Origin of the sequence: Symmachiella dynata, assembly GCF_007747995.1 — a bacterium.
In the GTDB taxonomy this organism is placed as follows: domain Bacteria; phylum Planctomycetota; class Planctomycetia; order Planctomycetales; family Planctomycetaceae; genus Symmachiella; species Symmachiella dynata.
Genome location: NZ_CP036276.1, coordinates 4,793,479 through 4,818,056 on the forward strand (window position 1 = coordinate 4,793,479; position 24,578 = coordinate 4,818,056).

Here is a 24,578-nt window from a genome sequence, read left to right on the forward strand (position 1 = left end):
TACCCAGCCTGGGCTGCGGCAATGTAACATCAATATTCGCATTCGCTGTCGCAGCAATTCATGCAGTAGCTAGAATCAGCGCTGCGGATTCGCTAATTTGTGTTCCTGAATCGCATTCTCTCCGGCCTCATTCGTGAAGGAGTCACGCCGCATGACCAGTACAACTGTCGAACAAATTCTGGTGGTTCCCACGTCGTTGTTTCGCGAAATCGGATATTTCGAGGGACTCTCCACCAACCTTCAGCCGTATTTGGAAACGTTGCTCGACCCGATTCACACCAGCTATCAGCCGCGGGATGTGATGGAAGCGGACCCGGAATTTAAGCAGTTGATTCCGTACTGCATTTTCCAGCATGCGGGGGAGATTTTTTACTACACCCGTGGCGGCGGACAGGGGGAGAAGCGGTTGCACGCCAAACGCTCCATCGGCGTCGGCGGGCATGTTTCTTCCGTCGATGAAAACCAAGCGGATTCGCCTTACCTGGAAGGGATGCGGCGGGAGATTGAGGAAGAGGTGCATGTCGAGGCCCCCTATACGGATCGTTGTGTGGGCATGCTCAACGATGACAGCAACGATGTCGGCAAAGTCCACCTGGGAATCGTGCACGTTTTTGACCTCGAAGAACCAAAAATCCGCCCGCGTGAAAAAGACATGCTGGAAACCGGTTTCGCCTCACCGGAACAACTGTTGGCGGAGATTGATCAATTCGAGACCTGGTCCCAAATCTGTCTCAAAGCACTGTTTTCGTAGTTCCGCCTGCTGGATCCCGACAAAGTCACCCCATGCTTCACGCCAGCCAAACTCCAAAGCGCTGTGAAATCTCCACCGAGCAAATCCGTTTGGTGTGCGAACTGACTGCCGACCGCTGGCAACACACGTTCTCGGTCTCCACGGGGGGGAAATGGGTGGACGTTTTGTCCTCCCTCGAAGGGTCGCCTGAAGACGAATCGCCGGCCAGTCCGGTGTTTCAGGAACTTTTGCTGGATGAGAAAAACGCGCAGTTGACCGAAGTCCAAATGTTCGGCCGCTCCGGCAAATGCCTGTATGCCGTGGCTGTGGGCATGAATACCGAGACAAAAATCCTCGATTTCGATGTCTCGGCGCGGTTTGTGGGAGCTGAGATGCCCAAGCGGGTCACCAGTTCCTACGCTGGGGGGGATTGGGCCGTTGCGGAAACATCGCCCCCTGTTGCGACCGAGGCACAATCCGGCTTGCAGTTAGCGATTCTGGACGTTCCGGGCATGCCGCCCTGTGAAGCCCATTGGTTCCCAACAACAGGCCTGAAAATAGGTTACGGGGACCTTTCCGGCGTTCCGACAACAACAGGCGGAACAACGATCCGCTGGCAATACCAGGTTTCCTGGGCCGCGCTCTCTTGATTTCAGGCGGCCGATACTTCAAAATTCCCGCACGCGTGTTGAAAACCTAATATCGCGACACAGGTTTCGACTGATCGCCGCCAAGGGATGGCGCCACATCAGTCCGACAGAACATATTGAAGGCAGACAATGACTATTGAAGCGGCCGAGCAACTCAAACGGGAATTCACCGACAAGTACGTTGTTGTCGAAGCAGGCGTGCCGGAATTATTGCGGTTCGCGTCACGGACAGGTCTCGTCAAAACGGTCAACATGAGTGGCCGCGCACTGGTCGAATTCGACGGCGGCGAGGATATCACCTGGTACGATATCGACCCCAGCTATCTGAAGGTCGTGGACAAGCCCGAACCCAAAAAAGCCGCTGCCCCTGCGAAAAAAGCAGCTCCGGCCGGCAAAGCCGCTGCGGCGAAACCAGCCGCCAAGAAGGGCATGAGCCCCTTGGAAATGGCACGCGCCCAAGGCGCTGGTGGAAAAGCTGCTGCTCCGAAGGGTGACAAACCGCTCTCACCGCTGGAACGCGCCCGCATGGAAGGTGCCGCGGGCGGGGGAAGCAAGACGGCCGAGAAAAAGCCGGCTGCAAAACCAGCAGCCGCTGGCAGCGACAAACCGCTTTCCCCATTGGAGCGTGCCCGCATGGAGGGCGCAGCTGGTTCGGGTGGAAAAGCTGCTCCGGCCAAAAAACCAGCTCCGGCCGGCGACGGTGGGAAACCGCTCTCCCCGTTGGAACGGGCACGGATGGAAGGGGCCGCTGGATCGAAATCCAGCGAACCGGTCGCGGAGGAAGCCCCGGCTGCTGAAGCAGAAGAAGTCAAAGCCCCCGCCGCCAAAGCCCCCACAACAGGTGCGGACGGTAAACCGCTCTCCAAAATCGAACTCGCCCGCCAACAAGGCGCGTTTAAGGGTTAGGTCCGCGCCACAGCTTGATTTGGGGAGTTGTGTGACATTTGGCTTTGCCGGTGCAAATCCAAATCTGGATACCACCGACAAAACAATGGCAAAGCCAGTGGCACCCCACGGCGAGCCCTCACGCAACCAATGCACGCGGCGCTCCGCAGAGTCTCGTGGGCAAGGACAGCTGAAATTGCTGCGTCTTGTGCCTACGGCACACCGATTGCCGTTGGCAATCGCTGCCACCCTGTGATTGTTTCCCCACGGCGGCGAAATGCAATTTATTGCTCCGGGAACGAGGCCGGGGGTGAGGGCCCGCTAACCCAAACGGGGCCCCACCAATAGCTCGTCATGCACGGAACGACTATTTCGTTGTCGTCGTTTTTTCAGCGGAGACTTGTCGCAGTTTTTGGTGCATGCGCAAGGCGGTCCGCAAGTTTTTCGCATAGCTTTCCGATTTTTGGTAGCCGACGATGTTGGCCAGCATATCGGCGTCGGAATTGACGACGATTGTTGCCGGCAGCGATTTCACCTTGAGGATTTTAGCGGCCTCCTCGTCCTTTTCCAGATCCAGCTTCACCGCGATAAAGTTGCTGTTGATGAACTTCGCCATATTGGCTTCGTTCAGCGTCTCTCGTTCCAACTTGTGGCAGAAGAAACACCAATCGGCACCGAAGACCAACAGGATCGGTTTGCCGGTTTTGAGAGATTGCTTGTGCGCTGCCGTGAGGTTGGGTTGCCAATCCACTTTTTTGGCCGCTGCTTTATCAGCGGCTGTAACGGCGGTGGTCGCGGTCAAGCAGACGAGTAGTGCCAAACAGAATTTGGCCAGTGGGCGTCGATCCATGACAGTCATCCCCTGGGTAGGTCTCAACGAAGAATAAATATCGGTAAGCGCCCCTCGGCCCGCGCGGCATCTCATTTCGCGACAGTGGTGGGGACATGCATTCCGGTTATGCACTCTATATCGGTGCGCACGGTGGCAAGGCTGTGTGAGAATCTTCACCAAGAGGGTGGGAAATGCGGAAACAGGGCGAAAAGCTGGTGATCTTTGGAGAAATCACCTCGGTTGCCAACGTTTTAGGAGGGAGCGGCGATCGCGTGCGCTTATCCTAAAATGTGAGGGTGCATGCGCATCTGTCCTCTAGCGGAGTCGGAAGTTGCGAGGGTAGGCGCGGGGTAGCGTTTGCCCGACGGAATGTGCCAGCCTAAACCTCAATCCCCAAATCCTCAATCTTGCGATACAAGCTCGACAGTCCCAGCCGCAGTCGTTTGGCGGCTTCGCGTTTGTCGGGGCATTGGCGTAGGACTCGGGAGATGTGGAGGCGTTCGTAGTGTTCGCGGGCCGAGCGGAGGTCGTCGGTGGCGGGCAATAGTTGGCCCACGCCCAAGAGATCCGGCGGCAGGTCCTGCGGGCGGATTTGGGTCCCTTCGCACATGATCACGGCTCGTTCGATGGCGTTGTCGAGTTGCCGGACATTGCCTTTCCAGCGGGCCGACATCAGTAGCCGCATGGTTTCGCTGTCGACGCCGCTGACCCGTTTGCCCATTTTGGCCGTATGTTTGCCGAGAAACGAATCGACCAGTTCGGGGATATCGTCCAGGCGTTCGTGGAGCGGCGGGATCCGCATTTTTACGCCATTGAGTCGGTAGAACAAATCTTCCTGAAAGCGCCCCTCGGAAACTTCCTGGGCCAAGTCGCGGGTTGTGGAAGCGACGATGCGGGCGGAGATGGATTGCGGTTCGACGCCGCCGAGCGGAACGACTTCTTGATGTTCGATCACGCGCAACAATTTGGCCTGCGTCCCTAAAGGAAGTTGGGCGACATCATCGAGAAAGACGGTCCCTTCGCCGGCGTGGTGGAACACGCCTTGTTGGTCGGACTCCGCTCCGGCAAAGGCGCCTTTGCGATGGCCGAAGAGTTGGCTTTCCAGCAACTCAACCGGCATGGTTGCGCAGTTGGCAGCCAGGAAACGTTCCGAGGCATTCGGTCCGGCGCGATGGATGGCGCGGGCAAAGAGTTCCTTACCCGTGCCGCTTTCTCCCTCCAACAGCACGTTGGAGCGCGTGACCGCGATTTTACGGATTGATGCCTGGGCTTCGCGGATGGGGATGCTGCTGCCGACGATTTCGCCAAAGGAGTCTTGCCGTGATAATTCGCGGCGCAAGGCTTGGTTCTCAACGTACAACTGCCTGAACCGAAACAGCCGGTCGATTTTGTGACGCAAGTCCTCGAATAAGACCGGTTTGACGAGGTAGTCGGCTGCCCCGGCGTGAAACGCCTCGACCGCATTTTCGACGGTGGCGTAAGAGGTGATCACCAGCACAAACAGGTTGGGATCGAGTTGTTGCAACCGCCTGAGCAACGCGATGCCGTCGCCGTCGGGGAGCTGCACGTCGCACAGCGCCACTTGAAAGTCGCGTTGCTGCGCCAGGGCGAGTGCCTCGCCGACGTTGGCCGCCTCAGCTACGTCGAATCCTTCGCTGGTGAGAAACTCGCTGAGTGTCGTGCGAATCACGACCTCGTCTTCGACGATCAAAATTGCGGGTAATTTTTTCACGGTGTTGTCATTTCCGTTCTAACGGCTTCTGATTCCAAGACATCAGGATGCGCGCGGACGACTTCGCAGGTCACATACACGACGAATGTCGTTCCCGCCGAAGAACTCTCGCGCAGTTCAATCCGTCCCTCGCCGGCCTGCTCAATGATTCCGCGGCAAACAAATAATCCCAAACCGGTGCCGGTCTCTTTGGTCGTAAAATACGGTTGAAAAATCCGCTGTTGGTTCTCCGCGGAAATTCCATGACCGTCGTCGCTGATGGCAACTTCGATTGTGCCATCCTTCAGTTGTGTGGAGATTTCGATCGTCCCGCCCTCGTCGGTGGCATCCATCGCGTTGAGGATCAAATTCAACAGGATTTGCACCAATTGATCCCGCGCTGCCCGCAACAAGGGGATCCCCTCAGCGTAGCGAGTAACGATCTTTTTTCCTTTTTTGCGTTTGTAGTACTTGGCGATATTTAAAGCGGCATCAATGATTTCGTGGATGTCGCATTTCGATTTTTGTGTGGTGGCCGGGCGGCTGAAATCGACCAATTCCCGCAAAGTGCGTTGGATCCGTCGCAATTGATCATCGACCAGGCTCAGTTTTTCGCGGGTGTATTCATCGGTCGGTCGACGATTGAGCATTTGCACTAACGAACTGATGGCCGCCAATGGGTTGCCGACTTCGTGCGCGATGCCCGCTGCCAACAGGCCGAAAGCGGCATGCTTCTCCTGCTGGACTAATTGGGCCTGCGACTCCTGGAGTTCCTGTGTCCGCTCGGCGATCCGTTGCTCCAGCAGCAATTGATTTTGCGTCAATTTGTCGTTCATCTGCCGGAGCCGGCCGCCGGCGTTTTGCAATAATCCCCCCAACGAGGTTCCCGCCCAAGTCACCCACCCCATGAAAATCAACATCAACAACAACGTTTCGCCAGACCCAGCCACCAGATGCATGCCCCCATCGGGACCGGGAACGCGATTGACCAGGACCAGCGTCGCAAAACTCAAACTGTGTAGCGTAAAGGTTGAATAGGTCAGCCACCGCGAATAACGCAGGGCGAAAACCAGCAAGGACAAAAAGTAGTAATACCGGAAGGGACTTTCGGCCCCTTGATCAAAATAACACAGCAGGCCAATAAAAACGGCTTCCATCACCGCCACGATCAAGGGCGCCCTGCTGAGAAAGACTCTTCCGCGAATGCTCCAGACGGTATCCAACAGCGCATAGACGGCCCCCAGCGTGAGGATGGCGTTCATGACCGCGTGATTGTGGATATCCCGTTCCAGCACGTTCACCAGCGCGTACCCCACACACAAACCGAACCAGCGAATGCGGACGGTGATCGTCTCGGCGGCTAGATCCCACCGGGGAGTATCGTTGGATGTGCGGCCCAAGGCCTCGTCGTGACTCAAAACAGCTCCAGATTTGTGCGGACAAACTCTCCTATTTTTTTATTATAGATGAGTCGCCATCGGTTGGTAGCGTTAAAAGAGGGTAGTTTTAGGCTTCAACTGGCAGTCCCGGCAGAATAGTCGGCGCTGCGACGTTCTGGTAAACTCCCGCTCGCACGATGCTACCGTTTCACTTCTCCGAGAAATTGATCGATGAATATCGTAATCGCTACGTCAGAGGCCGTTCCCTTTGCCAAAACGGGTGGATTGGCCGATGTGACCACGGCACTGGCCAAGGCGTTGCAGGAATTGGGGCATGATGTCTCGCTGTTCTTGCCCTATTATCAACAAAAACAATCCACCGGCGCCGCTGCGGACTTTCCGATGACCTCGACAGGATTCGACTTGTCGGTCCCGATTGGCGGAAAAACTCGGGGCGGACGGGTGCTCCGCACAGAGCTGCCCGACTCCGACGTCGGTGTGTACCTCATCGATCAACCGCTCTATTTCGACCGTCCAGAACTGTACACCGAAAATAATGCCGACTATCAGGACAATTGCGAACGGTTCGTCTTCTTTTCTCGTGCGGTCCTGGAAGCAGCACGCATGCTCGATTTGCGGCCCGATGTCGTGCATGCCAACGATTGGCAGACGGGACTGATCCCAGCGCTGCTCAAATTGGAATACTCCAAGACTGCGGAGTTCGCACAAACCGGCTCGGTGCTCACGATTCACAATTTGGCCTTTCAAGGGCAGTTTTGGCATTGGGACATGCTGCTGACCGGATTGGACTGGAAGCATTTCAATTGGAAGGAAATGGAATTCTACGGCCATCTGAATCTGCTAAAAACCGGCATCGCCTTTAGTGACTACATCACCACCGTCAGTCCCACGTACGCGCAGGAGATTCAAGGGGAAGCCAACGGCGCGGGGTTGGATTCGGTTCTCACGCATTGCGCCGACCGATTGGTGGGGATCCTCAACGGGGTAGATATGTCGCAATGGAATCCCAAAATCGATCCGCATCTCGCGCAGAATTACGATGCCGCAACCGTCGCCGACGGGAAACCCGCCTGCAAAGCCGCTTTGCAAGAACGGATGGGACTGCCGCAGCGGGCCGAGACACCGGTCTTGGGCATGGTGTCGCGGATGGCGGACCAAAAAGGATTCGATATCATCGCCGGTTGCATCGATGACATCTTGGCCCAGGATCTGCAATTGGTATTTTTGGGCACCGGCGATGCGAAATACGAGGAGTATCTCACGCAACTGGCCGCGAAGTCTCCCGACAAGGTCGCCGTGACGGTTGGCTTCAACGAAGCACTGGCGCACCAGATCGAAGCGGGCAGTGATATGTACCTGATGCCGAGTCGGTTTGAACCGTGTGGGCTGAATCAGATGTATAGCTTAGTGTACGGCACGGTCCCGATTGTTCGGGCTGTGGGGGGGTTAGCGGATTCGGTCGTGGATGCGACGCCGGAGAACGTGCGGTCCGGCACCGCCAACGGGTTTTCGTTTGTGGACTATCGCCCGGAGGCGCTCGCATCGGCGCTGCAACGTGCATTAGCCGCCTACCAGGATCGACAACAATGGCGGCAATTGGTCGCTACTGGGATGTCGGCCGATTGGTCTTGGCAAAACAGTGCTCGTCGCTATGTCGACGTCTATCAACAAGCAATCCAACGTCAGGGGATCATGGCTGCGACAACGGCTGAATAGTCGACAGGCCCCACCGATTCGGGTATCGTGATATATTGATTCCCCCCGAAGGGCTACCACGGCCTTCGACACGATAATCCCCCGATTGAGGACTCTCATGAGACACAGCCAAACCTCGCGCCGCGATTTTCTGAAAACTTCTGCTCTGGGAACCGCCCTATGGGTCAGCGGGACTCAAGGGCTGCAAGCTGCCAAGTCTCCGAACGAAAAGCTCAATCTTGGTGTGATCGGCGTGGGCGGTCGTGGCCGAGCGAATTTGAACAACGTGGCCACTGAAAACATTGTCGCCCTGTGCGACGTCGACGACACACGGTTGGGGCAGGCGGCGGAAAACCACAAGTCGGCCAAGAAATATGCCGACTACCGCGAATTGTTGCAGCAGGAAGATCTGGACGGCGTGGTGATCGCCACGCCGGACCATCACCACGCTCCGGCCGCCATTCGTGCGTTACGACGGGGGCTTCCCGTCTATTGCGAAAAACCGCTGACGCACACCGTCCGCGAAGCCCGTTTGCTGACCGAAACCGCACGCAAGATGGGTGTCGCCACGCAAATGGGGACGCAAAATCACGAACATCCCGGCTACGTGAAGATGATCGATTTGGTGAAGCAAGGCACCATCGGCCCGGTCCGCGAAGCCCACGTCATCACCGACCGTCCGGGCCGATGGTGGAAACAAGGACAAACCGTCCCGCAAGATCAGCCGGCGGTTCCCAAGGACCTGCATTGGGATCTGTGGTTGGGACCGGCAGCGGAACGGGCTTACAGTCCCGCCTACGTCCCCTTCGCTTGGCGGGGTTGGTGGGATTTTGGTTGCGGTGCGATTGGCGACATGGCCATCCACCTGATGGATCCGGTCTTCATGGCACTCAATCTGGGCGGACCGGTCAAGGTGACGTCGACGGGTCCCGCGGTGTTGCCTGCCAGCGGTCCGACGGAAATGATCACCAAGTTTGAATTTGCCGCCCGGGGTGATCTGCCCCCCTGCACCATCTATTGGTACGAAGGTGAAGCCCGGCCGACCGGTGAGGTCGCAGAACGGTTGCCGATGAATGGCAGTTTGCTGATCGGCGACGACGGACAAATTGCCTGCCCGCATGGGAAATATCCGACGTTGTTCACAGGGGATGAGAAGAAAGACCTCACTCCGGAGAATGCCGAGACGTTCTCCCAGACGCACCATCATCAACAATGGATTACCGCCTGCAAAACCGGCAGCCCGACCGGCAGCAACTTTGACTACGCCGGCCCGTTCACCGAAATCGTGCTGTTGGGTAACGTGGCTTACCGCACCGGGGAAATGGTTCACTATGACCCGCAGAGCATGAAGATCACCAACAACGCGCAGGCGAACGATTTGTTGGACAAGGAATATCGTGCGGGGTGGGAAGTGTGATTTAGTAGGCAGTAGATTATTGCTTTTATCATCAAATACCTAGGGATTAATTATTATGTTCAATCGCCGTGAGATGTTGGCTGCTACGGCGGCTGCTGCTTCGACTTATGGGTTGGGATCGTTTCCCGCTGGATGGGCGGATGACAAAACAGGCAAGCGCCGCAAAGTTTTGATGTATACCCGTAGCGAGGGTTACCAACATGCATCGGTCAGCCGCGACAAAGCGGAGTATGGACCGGCGGAATTGGTGTTGATGGATCTGGGCCAAAAACATGGCTTTGATGTTTATGCCACCAAGGATGGTTCGATTTTCACCCCCGAGAATATCGCCAAGTACGACGCGTTTTTCTTCTACACGCAAGGGGACTTGAGCCAATCCAAAAGCCGCGACGAGTCCCCGCCCGTATCGGCGGAAGGCAAAGCGGCGTTTTTGCAGGCGATCAAGGATGGCAAAGGCTTTGTTGCCACGCATAGCGCGTCCGACACGTATCATTCGCCGGAGCACTACGGCAAAAACCAGTTCGTCAACCAGCCGAATCGCGATCCGTATATCGAAATGATCGGCGGCGAGTTCATCAAGCATGGTCCGCAACAAGTCGCCAAAATGGTCATCGCTGACCCCAAGTTCCCGGGACTGGAAGACCGCAGCAAATCGTTCGAGATGCATGACGAATGGTATAGCCTGAAGAATTTCGCTGATGACCTGCATGTGGTCTTGATTCAAGAAACAGCAGGCATGAAGGGCAGCGATTACGACCGGCCGAACTTCCCCGCCACCTGGGCGCGGAAACATGGCAAGGGCCGCGTATTTTATTCTTCGATGGGACACCGCGCCGACGTCTGGACGAATCCGATTTTCCAGAATTTGATACTCGGCGCACTCTCCTGGGCCACGGGGAACGTCAATGCGGACATCACCCCGAATCTCCGCCAAGTCACGCCGGAATTTGCCACGATGCCTCCGGCCCCGGCGAAAAAATCGTAACGACGGCGCAACAGTCGCCGCCGAGAATTCAACCGCACTCCAAGCCGATGGTGACAACCGTCGGCTTTTTTTCCATGAGGTAGCTCAAGTGGGCATTTATGAAGACTTAGGAGTCACCCCCGTCATCAACGTGACCGGCGCTGTCACACGACTGGGAGGTGCTCCGATGCCGCAACCGGTGCTTGACGCATTTGTCGCAGCGGCCGGTGATTGCGTGTCGTTGGAGGAACTGCAAGCAGCCGCTTCCCGGCGAATTGCTGCTGCAACCGGCGCGGAGGCGGGGATCGTTACCGCCGGCGCCGCAGCAGCATTAACCTTGGGTAGCGCAGCCATGATCACCGGCGACGATCTGGGCAAAATGGAACGTCTGCCGCACTGCGATGATTTTGCCTGCGCTGTTCTCATCGCCCGCGAACAGCGCAGCGGCTACGACCATGCCGTTCGCGCTTCGGGGGCGCGCTTGGTTGAGGTGGGCTTCAATGAAATCGTCGCCAATGCCGGTGTACGGCGGACCGAGGTTTGGGAGTACGAAGCGGCGATCACGCCGCAAACGGTGGGGATCATCTATTCCTTTTCGCCGACGTCGCGTCCCGATTTGAGCGAACTGGCTGCGATGGCGCATCGCCACAAATTACCGGTACTCGTCGATGCTGCTGGCGAATTGCCGCCGCGCGTGCACCTCACCTCGTTGATTGCCACGGGCGCGGATTTGGTTGCCTTTAGCGGCGGCAAGGCGATTCGTGGGCCGCAGTCGACGGGCATCCTGGCTGGACGGGGTGATTTGATTCGTGCGGCGGCGCTGCAGTTTCTCGACATGGACGACCATCCCGAATTGTGGGACCCGCCTCCGGAGTTGATCGACCGCGACAAACTTCCCGGCGTACCGCGGCATGGATTTGGCCGTGGGTACAAAGTCTCCAAAGAGGAAATCGTCGCCCTGCTCACCGCACTGGAACTCTTCACCAGTGGGGCGTACGACCGATGGCTAGAAGACGACCACCGCCGTCTACAAATCATCGCCGACTCCCTCGCCAACGCACCATGTGCCTGCCGATTGCATACAAGCAGCAACGGCGAATCTGCACCGCAGTTGGAAATCGAAATCGACGAATCGACGCTCGGCAAAACCGCCTTCGATGTTTGCCGTGAATTGCGAGCCGGCAGCCCACGGGTCTTCGTGGGGCATGGGAAACTTCGCGAAGGGGTGTTGGTGATTCAGCCGCTGCATCTGACGGATGATACGGCGACAGCGGTTGGAGCGGCGATTATACATTGTTTGGGCGGGCATTAGATTTACCGCAGAGTTCGCAGAGGGCCGCAGAGAATGATTTCAACACGTGATCTGACGGGATTACCTGATGTGTCGAGTTTGCGGCGACTACTTCAATCGCTGGCAATGCTAGATGCGATACTAAGTCCTGATTGGCAATACCGTTACTATTCTTTCAATTGCCATTGGGCTTTCGGTGAGGAATGGGGTTCGATGCGCAACGGTTCTGGAGACGAATTCTATGCATTGTTTAACCAACACGGCTGTTTCTTAAAGGGTTTCGCTCACGAAGCTTTAATGACGCCGTGCCGTGACAATCCGCCTAAGCTCTGGCCGGGATTGTTCTCGAACGTCCCACCCGAGTTCTCGGAATGCTTAAATGAACCTGCGTTTGATATTGCCAGCACGACGTTCTGTATTTGGAGATACCACGACGGCCGTGAATGGCAACTTGACGACTTGAAGTTCCCCGCTGGCAGCGACCCCGATGGTTCGGGAGATTTACTTTCCATTCTCGATGGTACTCCCGAGACATACTATGTATGGGCGGAAGAATATTACCAAGAGGCGTGGAATGACACGTCCGGCTTGACCCGCGACGCGGTAGCGGCGGTCTATCGCCATCAGCCGTTATCAAATGAATTAGTTTCGGCGATCAATTCAAACTTGAGGCTCGAAGATTTGGCCGATGATTTGCGCGACATCGGATATCCTAATCAAAAAAAGCCGGCGTAGGGCTATTTTTACGGGCCGCGGTTTTCCTCGGTGGTGAAAATTAACAACGCGCAATTGGAGCCAGAATTCGCACTGTCATGCACAGCATGACCTACGAGTTTCGGCTTATTTTTTTGAGTCTGGCTTCGCGGTTTTTGCGTTTGCGTCTTTCGAGAGGCTGCGGGTGTAGGCTCTTAGTCGCTGGCGGTAGGTCAGCGGGACTTTCTTGCGGGTCTTGGCGTCGAATTGTTTTACGCGTTGTTCGTTTTCGGTGGTACTCGATCGCTTCTTGATTTGCGTTTCTGGATTTAAGTCCTTGAGCATCTCTTCGAATTGCCGCCGTTCGGCAATCGCAGCGGGGGTGTCGCTTGGTTTTTCTTCCAGTCGCTGCAACTTGTTTTGCATCCGGTCGGAGAATTCTTGCAACTGTTCTTCGGTCCAGCCGAGTTCTTCCAGCAGTTTCTCGTCGACTTCGCCCCGCTCAATATCTCCTTGGATTTTGTCGAGCACCAATTCCGTGGCCTTTTTGGTGTAATCCAAATTCGCCTGTTCGCCAGAAGCAGGAGGTTTGGATTTTTTTCCTTCGCCTTCCCCTTTTCCGTTAGCTTGATCTCCATCAGCTTCGCCATCGGCACCGGCATTGGCATTGGGTGCGTCTTCGTCCGATGCAGCGTCTCCCTGGGGTGCAGATGAGGCACCGCCGCCGGTTTCGCCGGACGGGGATTCGGATGCCTTTCCTGGTTTTGAACCACTTTCTTGTCCCGATTGGTCGGACTCCCCATCCGGTTTCTTGGACGACGACTCACCCGGTTTGGCCGATTGATCGCCGCCTTTCTCTCCCTCGGCTCCACCATCGGATTCGGAACCGGGTTGGCCTTCACTGTCAGAGGGTTTCCCCGCTTTGTCACCCGGTTTATCTCCCGGGTTGTCTCCCGGTTTACCATCTGGACTTTCTCCCGATTCCCCTCCCGGTTGATCACCACCCTGTCCTTCGGGTTTGTCGCTTGGTGGAGTCTCGGGGGTTTCGGCCGGTGGGTCTTGAGGTTGTTTACCCGGTTGGGGTTGGTCGCTCGGTGGGGCTTCGTTGGGTTGTTCCGCTTTCTGCGCATCGTCAGCTTTCTGCGCATCGTCAGCGCTGTTCGGCTGCGGTTTTTCGGGGGCTTTGGCGTTCGGTTCGGTGGGTTCGCCCTTTTTCCCAGTGTTTCCGTTTTCGGCTTCCGGCACATGCTCCTTCTTCTCACCTTGGCCTTTGGGGTCTTCTCCTATGGCGTCCGATTTTTGTTCCGGTGGCGACTCCGTGCCTTCGCCAGGCTTGGCCTCCGGTTCATCATTGTTATCCTTTGGCTCTGAGGATTTGGAGTCGCCCGGTTTCGGTTTCGCCTGATCAGCAGCGGGGTCGTCGGGATCCCCCTGTTCATCGGCCTGGGGTTTGGCATTGGGATCGCCCGGTTTGCGGCCGGCGTCGTTTTTCTCTCCTTCGCGATCGAGTTTTTTCTGGGCCTCTACGGCATCTTGGTCCTCGACCGCTTTGCCTTTTCCAGTTTCTTCTCCGGTGGCATCGGTTTTCTTGGCATTACTGTCTTCAGCGGCAGTTTCTTCAGTCCCCTCGACATTGTCGACTTGTTGGCCGGGATTCTTGGGATCAGGCTCATCGTCGGTTTGAGTTCCGTCGCCCGAATCCGCATCCGGTTTGGGCTGATCGGTTCCCTTGCCGGGAGAGTTGCTGTTGGAATTCGGATCGTTCTCGGGTTGCGTGTTGTCGCCGGGATTCTCATCCGTGTCGCCGTTTTCGCCACCGGGATCGCCTGCTTGCGGCTGGTCTCCTTGGGGCTTGCCTTGGTCCTGGGAGGAGTCAGAGTTTTGGCTCGGATCACCCGTTTGCGAGGAATCCCCATCCTGCTGATTGGATTGGTCGCCCTCAGACTGTTCGCCAGGCTGCGGCTGTTTTTCGCCCTCTTGTTTTTCGCCCTTCTCGTTGGGTTTTGGGTTCGACTGTTTTTCTTGTTGTTCTTTTTCCTTTTGGCGATCGAAGATCCTCTTCAGGGCTTCTTCTTGGTCTTGTTGATTTTCCGGATCCAAGGGACGTTTCTGTTCCCCTTCTCCCGAGTCTCCGGAATCGCCGGAATCTCCAGATTGAGTATCTGAGGATTGATCCCCAGAGTCGTCTGCGTCCGACTTTGCGTCTCCCCCCTGGCCCGATTCGGATTGCTCGTCCGAGGGTTTCCCGTCTTCGCTCTGTTCATCACCGGGATCGCCTTCTCCCGACTCCCCTTCCTCCGGATCGCCTTGTTCCGCTGCGTCTTGGCCCTGTTCTCCCTCTTCGGGCTGCCCCTCTTGCTTGGGCTGCTCTTCTTGTTGTTGGTCTTGCTGTTGTTCCGCCTCTTCTTGCTTTTGCTCCTGCTCCTGCTGTTTTTGTTTTTCTTCTTCGAGTTGTTGTTGCGCTTCTTCCTCGGTGACCGGCTCGATAATATCGACGTTCAATCGGGTGGTCTGATTCGTGTTCGCCAATGGCGTGCGGTTATCCTTAGCCTGCAGATAAAACGTCAACCGCTCTCCGGGGGTGAGCTTGAGCGGCTCCAATTTCCAATCAAACCGGCCTTGCAGGGTCTTGCGGGGATTGTCTTCGTCCATCAGCGGATCAGAGACAATCACGCTGCCATCTTTCATTGCGATCAGTCGGACCGAACGCAGGCGGAAATCGGGATCGGCAGCGCGAAATGAGAGCGGAATAATCCCATTGGCCGGCATCTGCAAGTCGCGTTGCGGCGCCAACAATTCCACCAACGGTTCGAGGTCGGGTTTGATGACGACGTTGTAGCGTGTCGGATCGGGATCGGCGCGGCCGTCTTCGGTTTTGCATTCAATCCAATAATGGGGGGCGAAACTCCCGTCGTTGCGGAATTCTAATTTCCACTCCGCCGACAATTGCGTACCGTCGGTAATCGTCACGCGGACTTCTTCGCCGGTCGGCTGGTCGCCCTCGACGAAGACGACTTTTGCGGTCGACACCGGGATTGTGGCTTCAGCCTTGATGCGCACCAGCGTTCCCTCATGCGCGCTGATATGCCCTGTTGGCTCGGTGCGGTTTTCCATTTCCATATAGGAGGGAAATTCATACGCAACCGAATTGACCGTCGCTGAGGGTGGTTTGACCACCGTGATTTGGAAATCCTCGGTTTCCGCGTCGCCGGCGACGATGCGGTAGGTCATGTTCTCCAGCAGTCCGCGTCCGTTTTCGCCGGACAATTCTGCGACGAATGCGGGCAACTCTGCATCGGGTTGTTCCATCGGCACCGGTTCGTCGACGTACTTGCGGTCGCTGGTCGAATAATAGAGCGTCACATGCTCCGGCGTGCGGCCGCCGATGTTGGCCTTCACCGTCACGCTTTCGCGGGCGACGACGGTGACGTTCCCCGGTTCGACATCGGTTATGCGCGTTTGCGTAGGGGGAGCCGTCGCCGAAGTCGGTAACAGGGCTCGCTTCACCGAGGCGAGGATATCCTTCGGAGAGAGCAAGGCATACAAACAGCATGCGAACACGATCACCAGCAACAAGTAGGAGACCCGCATCAAGGGGCGACGATCGACCGCTTGATCGATGTCGACATGCGACAATTCCAAAGCGGCATGTTTTTCGATGGCGATTCGCACATGTTCGGGAATCGGCTTATTGGTATTTTGTAGGTCGACCAGATTCACAAGCCCCCCTTTGAGCGAGGGGGTCGACTGTTCGATCTGTCGGGCTGCGTAAAGCGAATTGATGCTCCGCATGTACGGAACGACGACCCGCCAGACAAACCAGCCGACTCCCACCGTAACTGCGGTGAGCAAGAGACTAATGCGGGCGAATCGGCTGAAACCACCATCAATGAACCAATGGTCCAGGACGGTAAAGATCAGCAGATAGCCCAATCCCAGCGTCCCAATCCAACCCAATGTCGTGAGGATTTCGGTGGATTTGATCCCGGATTGCGTGCGCGACACGTGGAATCCGACATATTCGTCAAAATCGACATACTGCTGAGGTTTGTCGACCGTTGAATGTTCTGTCGTCGCCATAGTTCACCCGGTTGAGATGTGCGAGCGTGGCCCAGGTCACATGACGGGAGCCCCGTGATGTGCCTCACAATGTATTATATCGTACCTGATGGGACGACAATCAAGCCCAGAGAGTTCCCGCCGTCTCAATCGTTACCGGGAAACCCCGAAATTGGCACAAGCAGGCGAATTCCGAAATCGGCCCAAACTGCCCACAATCATGCTCATGCTTGCGCTCAATCCTGGCCGGGAATCCACAATTTCGACTTTTCCTCGCCGGACTGGTCGCCTGATTGGGCGCCCGGCGTCCAGACCTCTCCGCCAGCTGTGCCACTGCCATCGGGCGATTGAATGATTCCGCTCTCCCAGGGAGGTTGAATTCCGGTCGTTTCGACCAGTGTCTGCAGGACATTCTTTAAGTAGGGCAATTTGACGGATGTTTCTTCCCACAAACGCTTGAGGATTTGCGGGCCCCGGGAATCTTCGAGATCCCACAATCGTACCGTGGCTTCCCGCAGGTCCCACATGGCGAGTGTTTCGATCGATTCATTGCGGTTACGATCAAAGTCCCGTCCTTTTTCGATCCATTCCAACGCTTCTTCACGGTTGAATTTTGTGCGTGCCAAACCAACCAACTCAGAATAGACGGCACTGGTATCAGCTTCGCTGAGTAATTCCGGCCGGGTGAGTATCTCCGTAAAGACCTTGTAGGATAGCGAGCAAAGTTTCGTCACAATGGCCCGCCGCAACACGTGGGTCAATTGCGTGTCGGTCAACTCGGAAATCGTCAGTCGCCGCAACTCAGCAAGTGTGAGTGTCGACAACACGGTCTCTTCGCCGATCACCAACGGAGTCGGTTCGGGGACCTGCAGTCGTTCCCGCAATGGTTGCGGGTCAAAAAAGTATTCCTGTTGATCGCAAATGGCTTCGAGCGAGTTGATGGCGGCCGTCAATTCGAGCTTCGATTCGTCATCGCCGACCGTTTCCAGCGGAGTTTTTCCATCCAGCGCGGACAACGGCAGATTCGGCCACACCTCAGCCAAAATCCGCTCCCAGCGTTCGCGCGATAAGCGGTGCAATGCATGCAACGGGGTGGCCGGGGCGACGTACCAGTTGTGGTGCAGGTCATGGATTTCTGTCGGCATCGTGGCGACGATTTCCGTTTTCCCGTCAAGCTCCAATTCGCCCTGAGCCGCTTCGGTCAATAACGAGATCTGGGAATCGAGTTTAGCCTTGCCGTAATATTCAAACAGCACTTGAGCCGGGCTGTCGGTGTCCGCATCGGCGTCGATGACGGTGATGTCGCCAATCAAGTTGGGCACCTCCTCGACACTCATGTTCTCCAACTCAGCCTGCGGCACCTGCGGGCGGTCGATGAGTTGCAGTTTGGCTGCGTAGTTCTCTTTCTCTTCGGGAGATAATTCACCCGGGACAATGTAGGGACATTCCTGCCAATGGGTGAGCAATTTGGAGACGGACTTCACTCGAAACAGCGTTCGTGAAACCTCGATCCCCTCTTCGGGATCAAGCAGTTCCAACATTTGGCAGATGGTTTCGCAGGCGACCGCATCGTCGAAATTCGTTTCGGTACGGGCAGCTTCGCCGAAGGCTTCGATCGCTCCCGGTTCGTCGCCAGACCAGGCCAAACAGAGTGCGGTGTTGTACCACAGACCGGAATTTTCCGGATCCTTGTTGGCGATTGCTTCAAATGCAGTGGCGGCCAATTGGTAACACCCACAGCTCTCCAGCTCCGCCGCGGCTTGGTATTCCTCTTTCAATTCTTCTGCGACATCGACCGATTTCATAAAGTAATCGGAGCGAAACCAAAATGGCAGCGACTGGTTGCCGTCAAACGCAGAGAGTTGTTCGACAACCGGCGCTGGATCGACTGACATTCTCAGCGACAATGTCAAATGCTGCCGGGCCGCCATGACTTTGTTGGCTTCCATGAAATGCTGCGCCAGCAAGGATGCCAAATTGGCGATGAGGTTTCGCTGTTCGACGGCTGACTGCTGCAAGGCGCGGTTCACGATGTCCTGGGAGGCTTGGTACCCGTCGGCCAGGACTGAGGTGATCGCCGAAAGTGCCAACAATTGTGGATTGTCCGGCAGCGACTCGAGCGCTTCGGCGACGGCGGTTTTGGCCAGATCCAACTGATTGTCTTCCAGCAGGATGGTGGCCTCGGTCGTGCGGACCCAGACCTCGCCCGGATGCCCCGCTTTGAGCGACTTCCGCAAACGGCTGAGTGATTGCAGCGCCATGTGCAATTGGTTGTTTTGCCGCATGGACAAGATTTTTTGCATGTCCTCGACGATGTCGTTGCAGCAGAACTTAATTTTCTTGCCGCTGCCGCAAGGACAGAGTGCATAAGGGTCAATGGCCATGTGAGACATCCTTTTCGCCGGCGGTGACCGGCGTGTATTCCGTGCGAGATCGCAGTCCCGCTCTAACGACGGCATAAACGCTCAAAATCGAGATCGACGATCTTGATTCGCTAATGTTTCTAAGAAGCTGTGCTGTGGATATTAGCAAAACCGTGCGCAATTGGCAGGCAACTGGAGTAATCGCTGGCAAAAATGACCTGGCCGTCAAATTGTCCCAAACTTTCCTACGCGTCACAGGCAGCACAAATCGGAGATTGACTGCTCGCCGGAAAATCCGACTCTCACCAGTCGATAACGAATGAGCACAGGCAGGCGCCTGAATGCGTGCTGTCCCCTCCCCTCTAATCCCCTTGAGTACCCCCCGATGTGCGGAATCCTGGGAATCGTTGCCCAGCCGGGTGAACAGGTCGACATTGACCGCAGCGCATTGACAGCCATGCGGGACGAAATGCTGTCTCGCGGTCCCGATGGCGCGGGCATCTTTGAGAACCGCAATCTGGCATTCGCGCATCGCCGCTTGGCGATTCGTGATCTGACCGGCGGCCATCAACCCTGGGTCTCCGACGACGGCAATTGCGTGTTGGTTTACAACGGCGAAATCTACAACGACGACGCATTACGAGACGAATTATCGGCTGCCGGGCATCGCTTCAAGTCGCGGTGTGACACCGAAGTGGTTATGGAGGCATATCGTCGCTGGGGGATAGAGTGCGTGCAGCATCTTCGCGGGATGTTTGCGCTGGGGATCTATGATTTCCAGACGGACCGTTTGTTTTTGGCGCGCGACCGATTCGGTATCAAACCGCTCTATTTTTCCATGCTCGGACGGGACTTGGTCTTCGCCAGCAGTGTCTCAGCAATTCTCCGGCACCCCCGCGTCTCGCCGATGCCCAACCTCAAAGTTGCCAGTCACTACCTGACGACGTTTCGCGTGACATTGGGCCGCGAAACAATGTACGACGGCATCCAGCAATTGCAACCGGCGGAGTATTTGATTGCCGAAGCGGGGCGTAAGGAGATTGTTCGGTATTGGCAGCCGCCGCAAAAATCGCAAGACCCGATCGACTATGAGTCAGCCGCCGCGGAATTAGACTCCACGCTGCAAGAATCGGTACGCTGCCATTTGGCGAGCGATGTGCCGGTGGGGGCATTTGTCAGCGGGGGCGTTGATTCCAATACCATCCTGTCGATGATGCAAACTTCGCAAACGAGCGGGCTCAAAGCATTTTGTGGAGGAGGCGATGAGGCTTCGCCCGATTTCACATACGCCCGCCGCTGCGCCAGCCATTTCGACTGTGACTACGACGAAGTCCATGTGGATGCGGGGGACTACTTGGAGAGTTGGCAACATCTGGTCGCACAACAACGCCTGCCCCTCTCGACCCCCACGGACGTGATCATCAATCGTCTCGCCGAGCGGATGAAACAACATGTCGGTGTCGCTCTGGGGGGTGAAGGCGCTGATGAACTGCTCTGTGGCTATGCCGTGCAACATTGGTCGGGCCGCGATTTCACAGCGGGGCAATCGCTGCAGGCGGGAAGTTACAAAGGGACGCCGCTTGAGGCCGACCAATGCCGTGAGTCGTTGATGCAGCAGTACGGACGATTGCAGTTTGGTTCAGAAGGGGACCATTATTTGGCGCTCAACAGCCTGATCCCCACCACGGTCAAACCTCAACTCCTGCAACCCTGGGCCTGGAAGCTTGCCGAAGACGATCATTGTATGCGCGGACATTACGACCAGATGTTTGGGGATCGGGATGGGGAACATTCGCACCGCAAACAGGCAGCGGTGATTCATCAGGTCAATTTAGAAGCTTTGCTCTCGCGTCTGGACCGTTCGACGATGGCGGCTGGGTTGGAGGCACGTGTCCCGTACGCCGATCACGTCTTGGTGGACAAAATGTTCCGGTTGCCGATGCGCTACAAAATCGATGTCGCCGAACACGAACGCGCGCCGCACCTCTCCTCAGCGTCGCTGCAACAACGCGGGAGCCTCCGCTCGAAACGCCTGCTACGGACGATTGCGCAGCGCCGCTTGCCAACAGAATTGGCCAGCCGCAAAAAAGCGAGTTTCCCCACGCCGGTGGCCAACTGGTTCGCAGGAGCGTGGCAACCATGGGTGCAACAAAAACTCATGACCAGCCCCTTTGCGCGAAACCTGTTTCAGGCCGAACCACTGGCCGAATTGGCCTCGAACCCAGCAGCGGCGGGAATGTGGTTGTGGCCGATCGTCAATCTGTCGGTGTGGGGCGATCAGGAATTCGCCGCTGCATAGCGTGTGATGATTCCGTCGATATTCCGCCGCGAGGCCTTGGATTTTGCTGATCCATGGTTGAACAATCGCCCGACGGTCTATAATCGATTGTCCCTGCCGATGATTCGATGTCCTACGCGAGAAAGGTGCGTCGCGACGCACCCTACGACTGGGGAAAAGGCCTCACGCAAAGTCGCTAAGATCGCAAAGGAGTTTGCAATGTCAATAAGGAAGGCATCGACCTGCGTAGGTTACGTTGAATGTAATCAAAGAAAACTGACTTCAAAAAGATATCCCCAACGATCCACCACCATTCATAAATTCATTTGTCCCGGTGCCCCCTTTGCGGTCTTTGCGACTTTGCGTGAGGCTTTTTTTAACTACGTGAGACCTGAATCCCCGAGTTGCACAAAACCTGAGAGCGAGTACGCGTTGAGTGCCACACAGCAGCCATTACCTAGCAAGGAAATAGTCCCTCGTGACGGATGAATACCAAGCCATTTTAGTTGTGTCGTTCGGCGGTCCCGAGAAAATGGAGGACGTGATCCCGTTTCTCGAGAATGTGCTGCGGGGCCGCAATGTGCCGCGTGAACGTTTGCTTGAAGTGGCGGAGCATTACGCACATTTTGATGGGTACAGCCCGATCAACGATCAGTGCCGCGATTTGATTGCCGCTCTGGATCAGGAATTACAACGTCACGATATTGAGTTGCCGATCTTTTGGGGCAATCGCAATTGGCATCCGATGTTGGCCGACACGATGCAAAAAATGGCCGATGCAGGAATCCAGCGGGTGTTGGCTTATGTCACAGCGGGTTACGGTGGATACTCCGGCTGTCGGCAATATTTAGACGACATCGAACAGGCACGACAAACCGTGGGAGAGGCAGCGCCGGTCGTCGATAAAATCCGGCTGTTTTATAACCATCCGCTGTTCGTCGCAGCCAACGCCGAAAATCTGCGCGCCGCCTTGGCCGAGATACCGGCCGCGGAGCGTGACGTCTGCCCCATTGCCTTTACCGCACACAGTATTCCCCAAACCATGGCTGATACATCGAATTATGTGCAGCAATTGGAGGAGAACTGCCGGTTGGTGGCGGAAGAGTGCGGTGTTGATGCGGCGCGGTGGCAATTAGTCTATCAAAGCCGTAGCGGCCGCCCGCAAGACCCGTGGTTGGAGCCGGACATTTGCGATCACCTGCGGACGCTGCATGCAGACGGCGCGAAACAGGTCGTCGTGATGCCGCTGGGATTTTTGTCCGATCACATGGAAGTAATTTACGACCTGGACGACGAAGCGGCCGGAGTGTGTGCGGAGATCGGATTGAATATGGTGCGTGCCAAAACAGTCGGCACGCACCCGTTGTTTATTCAGATGATCCGCGAACTGATTGAAGAGCGGATCGATCCTAACAGCGAACGTCGCGCGGTGGGGCAATTCGGCCCGGCTGTCGATCAGTGCCCGGCGGATTGTTGTCCCCGCCCGCAACGGCGTCCGACGAAATAGCTGTTCGCAATCCCCGCACCGATGCCGAATCAAACACGCCACCACTGTGTCATGCCGGCCCAGAGTTGGCCGAACCAGCCCAGGCAAACGTGCGTGGATCCGCTGATCGTATATCGCCAGACGGTCTCCTCATCGTCGACCCATCGCGCGCGGCCTTTTTCAATCAACCGCTCGGCGCGTTCGCGCTGAATGTTCAGTGCTGCCTCGTCGCCGGTTGATTCCTCGAAGGGTAGGACCATATCGACTTGGGTGTCCAATCGCTTGCGATGCGCCGCGATCAGCTTTGCCAACCTGACTTTGACGACCCGTTTGGTCTTATACAAACCGGAGGGGTCTCCCTCGTCAAACCCGTCGGTCGTGACGAGTACGTCTCCATTTTGCAATCGGGAGTGAATCCACGTCTGTTTGGTTGTGGCTCCGGCGACTTTGCCGTGTCCGCAGGAAACGAGAAAATCGCGATCCGGTGAAAACCAAAATGCAACGACAATGTCGAAACGCGTATGTTTGTGAAGACTCAATTCCCGCAAACCGCACTCCACCGCATCGGTTCGAGCAGCCACCAAATAGCTGCGGCCTTGCGGAAATTTTCCTTCGAGCGGTGGGCCGTAGGCGATGATTGGATGCTTCTCCCACATCGACACGCTAAACAACAGCAACATTACCCCGGACACCCACGCGAGCGCTATCCACGGATCAAACATGTTTGGCGAGCCCTTTTTGCTGTGACATCATTCCAGGTGCAAATCTAAAACAACTCGCGCACCGCCGTCCCCGTGCTCAACGGCAGCGGGCGGCCTTGGGCGTCGTGCATGAGTTGCTGTGGGTCCAGTCCCAGAGCGTGATAGATCGTCGCTACGACATCGGGCGGACTGGTGGGGCGAAGTGTGGGATAGGCGCCGATTTTGTCCGAAGCGCCGACGATGTTGCCGCCGCGGACGCCGCCGCCGGCAAACAATACCGAGCCGCAATGGCCCCAGTGATCGCGTCCGCCGTTGCGATTCACCTTCGGTGTCCGACCGAATTCGCCCATCGTGACCACCAGCGTTTCCTCCAGCAAACCGCGCTGTGCAAGGTCGGCCAGTAACGCCGCCAAGCCACGATCCAGCGTGGGAAGTAATTCATCCTTCAAACAGCCGAAGTTGTTTTTGTGCGTGTCCCAACCGTCGCACTTAGTCATGTGATTGAAGTGGACTCCCACGAATGACACGCCTCGTTCGACCATCCGTCGCGCTAACAGTAGACTTTGCCCGAAGCGGTCGCGGCCGTAGGCATCGCGCACAGTAGCGGGTTCGGCCTCCAGGTCGGTGAGACTGCCGCCTGCTGTTGTGCGGCTCACTTGGAATGCAGTTTCGCGACTGGTTAGGTACTCCCGGGTCCGCAACGATTTGGGAGGTTGACCGTCGAGAATCGCCAACAGTTGTTGCCGTTGCTGAGAACGTGATGCGGAGACGCCCTGTGGAAGATCCAGTCCCGGCAACGGTTGCCGGGGATCGTCATTGATCGCCAGCGGATCGAACCGCGGCCCTAAAAATCCCGAGCGGCCGCCGCCGGAGACCAAAGCGGGCGCCATGCGGACTTGGACTTCGGGAATCGCCACATAGGCCGGAATGTGCGGCGCGGTGTGTTTGAACTTAGCAACAACCGCTCCCATGTGTGGATAATCACTGCGAGACGGGGGCAGGACAGTATTGGCTCCCAACGGCACCGGCGAAATGCGACCGGTCAGCGTGTGGTAGATCATGTAAGGATGATCGTGATTGGGATAGGTCAGCGACCGCAAGACCGCCAGTTTGTCCGCCTGTTGGGCCAAGCGGGGGAGGTGTTCGCATAATGTCAGCCCGGGCACGTTGCTGTCGATTCCGGTAAATGGCCCGCGCACCTCAGCGGGGGCTTGGGGTTTCAGGTCGCACATATCTTGATGCGGCGGCCCGCCGAGCAGATAGACCAAGATGCAGTTTTTCGCGCGGCCGAGCATTGATGTCCCACCGGCCGCCTCTCCCCGCGCTAAGGCAGCGCCGCTGAATAGCGACATCGTCCCCGCTTGCAGCATCGCTCTGCGGGAAACGCGCGACGGATGGGAAATGGTCATAACCGGACACCGGT

Annotated in this window: 17 protein-coding genes; 10 read left to right on the plus strand and 7 right to left on the minus strand. The window is 56.7% G+C overall.

The genetic code is table 11. The annotated features are described in order from the left end of the window. The first annotated feature begins 151 nt into the window (after positions 1–151). The 3 genes from Mal52_RS18215 to Mal52_RS18225 all read left to right on the plus strand — a co-directional run bounded on the left by Mal52_RS18215 (position 152) and on the right by Mal52_RS18225 (position 2,286). Positions 152–751 (plus strand): phosphoesterase, encoded by a 600-nt coding sequence (locus Mal52_RS18215; RefSeq protein WP_145377744.1) that lies wholly within the window; start codon positions 152–154, stop codon positions 749–751. A gap of 32 nt (positions 752–783) precedes the next feature. Then, positions 784–1,380, plus strand: a complete 597-nt coding sequence (locus Mal52_RS18220) for a hypothetical protein (protein WP_145377745.1) — start codon at positions 784–786, stop codon at positions 1,378–1,380. Positions 1,381–1,509: 129 nt separating this feature from the next. Next, positions 1,510–2,286: a hypothetical protein gene (locus tag Mal52_RS18225; protein WP_145377746.1), complete on the plus strand. Its 777-nt coding sequence runs from the start codon at positions 1,510–1,512 to the stop codon at positions 2,284–2,286. A 346-nt stretch (positions 2,287–2,632) separates the two neighbouring features. On the opposite strand, the gene Mal52_RS18230 is transcribed toward Mal52_RS18225, so the two are convergent. The 3 genes from Mal52_RS18230 to Mal52_RS18240 form a co-directional block, all read right to left on the minus strand. Further along, a complete protein-coding gene (locus tag Mal52_RS18230) occupies positions 2,633–3,115 on the minus strand; it encodes a thioredoxin family protein (RefSeq protein WP_197533287.1) in 483 nt (160 codons plus the stop codon). A gap of 361 nt (positions 3,116–3,476) precedes the next feature. Next, entirely contained in the window at positions 3,477–4,829 is a 1,353-nt protein-coding gene (locus Mal52_RS18235; protein WP_145377748.1) for a sigma-54-dependent transcriptional regulator, read from the minus strand. Beyond that, positions 4,826–6,226, minus strand: a complete 1,401-nt coding sequence (locus Mal52_RS18240; protein WP_145377749.1) for a sensor histidine kinase — start codon at positions 6,224–6,226, stop codon at positions 4,826–4,828. The genes Mal52_RS18235 and Mal52_RS18240 overlap by 4 nt, the downstream gene beginning before the upstream one ends. 192 nt (positions 6,227–6,418) lie before the next feature. On the opposite strand from Mal52_RS18240, the gene glgA reads away from it, so the two are divergent. From glgA to Mal52_RS18265, 5 genes are all read left to right on the plus strand, one after another. Then, on the plus strand, positions 6,419–7,924 hold the full coding sequence (glgA, locus tag Mal52_RS18245; protein WP_145377750.1) for a glycogen synthase GlgA: 1,506 nt from the start codon (positions 6,419–6,421) through the stop codon (positions 7,922–7,924). Positions 7,925–8,021: 97 nt separating this feature from the next. Next, complete coding sequence (locus Mal52_RS18250) at positions 8,022–9,320, plus strand: Gfo/Idh/MocA family protein (RefSeq protein WP_145380703.1); 1,299 nt, start codon at positions 8,022–8,024, stop codon at positions 9,318–9,320. A 55-nt stretch (positions 9,321–9,375) separates the two neighbouring features. Further along, positions 9,376–10,305, plus strand: coding sequence for a ThuA domain-containing protein (locus Mal52_RS18255; protein ID WP_197534305.1), 930 nt, complete (start codon positions 9,376–9,378; stop codon positions 10,303–10,305). A gap of 88 nt (positions 10,306–10,393) precedes the next feature. Further along, a complete protein-coding gene (locus tag Mal52_RS18260) occupies positions 10,394–11,596 on the plus strand; it encodes an aminotransferase class V-fold PLP-dependent enzyme (RefSeq protein ID WP_145377752.1) in 1,203 nt (400 codons plus the stop codon). Positions 11,597–11,629: 33 nt separating this feature from the next. Further along, positions 11,630–12,310 carry a hypothetical protein gene (locus Mal52_RS18265; protein ID WP_145377753.1) on the plus strand — a complete coding sequence of 227 codons (681 nt, stop codon included), beginning with the start codon at positions 11,630–11,632 and terminating at the stop codon, positions 12,308–12,310. Positions 12,311–12,415: 105 nt separating this feature from the next. Here the strand turns inward: Mal52_RS18265 and Mal52_RS18270 are convergent, their stop codons facing one another. Next, positions 12,416–16,348, minus strand: coding sequence for a DUF4149 domain-containing protein (locus tag Mal52_RS18270; RefSeq protein WP_145377754.1), 3,933 nt, complete (start codon positions 16,346–16,348; stop codon positions 12,416–12,418). A gap of 215 nt (positions 16,349–16,563) precedes the next feature. Next, positions 16,564–18,711 (minus strand): tetratricopeptide repeat protein, encoded by a 2,148-nt coding sequence (locus tag Mal52_RS18275; protein ID WP_145377755.1) that lies wholly within the window; start codon positions 18,709–18,711, stop codon positions 16,564–16,566. A gap of 364 nt (positions 18,712–19,075) precedes the next feature. On the opposite strand from Mal52_RS18275, the gene asnB reads away from it, so the two are divergent. Continuing rightward, a complete protein-coding gene (asnB, locus tag Mal52_RS18280) occupies positions 19,076–20,989 on the plus strand; it encodes an asparagine synthase (glutamine-hydrolyzing) (RefSeq protein ID WP_197534307.1) in 1,914 nt (637 codons plus the stop codon). 457 nt (positions 20,990–21,446) lie between these two features. Continuing rightward, positions 21,447–22,475, plus strand: coding sequence for a ferrochelatase (locus tag Mal52_RS18285; protein ID WP_145377757.1), 1,029 nt, complete (start codon positions 21,447–21,449; stop codon positions 22,473–22,475). Between the two features lie 29 nt (positions 22,476–22,504). Here the strand turns inward: Mal52_RS18285 and Mal52_RS18290 are convergent, their stop codons facing one another. After that, positions 22,505–23,134, minus strand: coding sequence for a hypothetical protein (locus Mal52_RS18290; protein WP_145377758.1), 630 nt, complete (start codon positions 23,132–23,134; stop codon positions 22,505–22,507). An 86-nt stretch (positions 23,135–23,220) separates the two neighbouring features. Continuing rightward, positions 23,221–24,564, minus strand: coding sequence for a DUF1501 domain-containing protein (locus tag Mal52_RS18295; protein WP_145377759.1), 1,344 nt, complete (start codon positions 24,562–24,564; stop codon positions 23,221–23,223). Between the last annotated feature and the right edge of the window lie 14 nt (positions 24,565–24,578).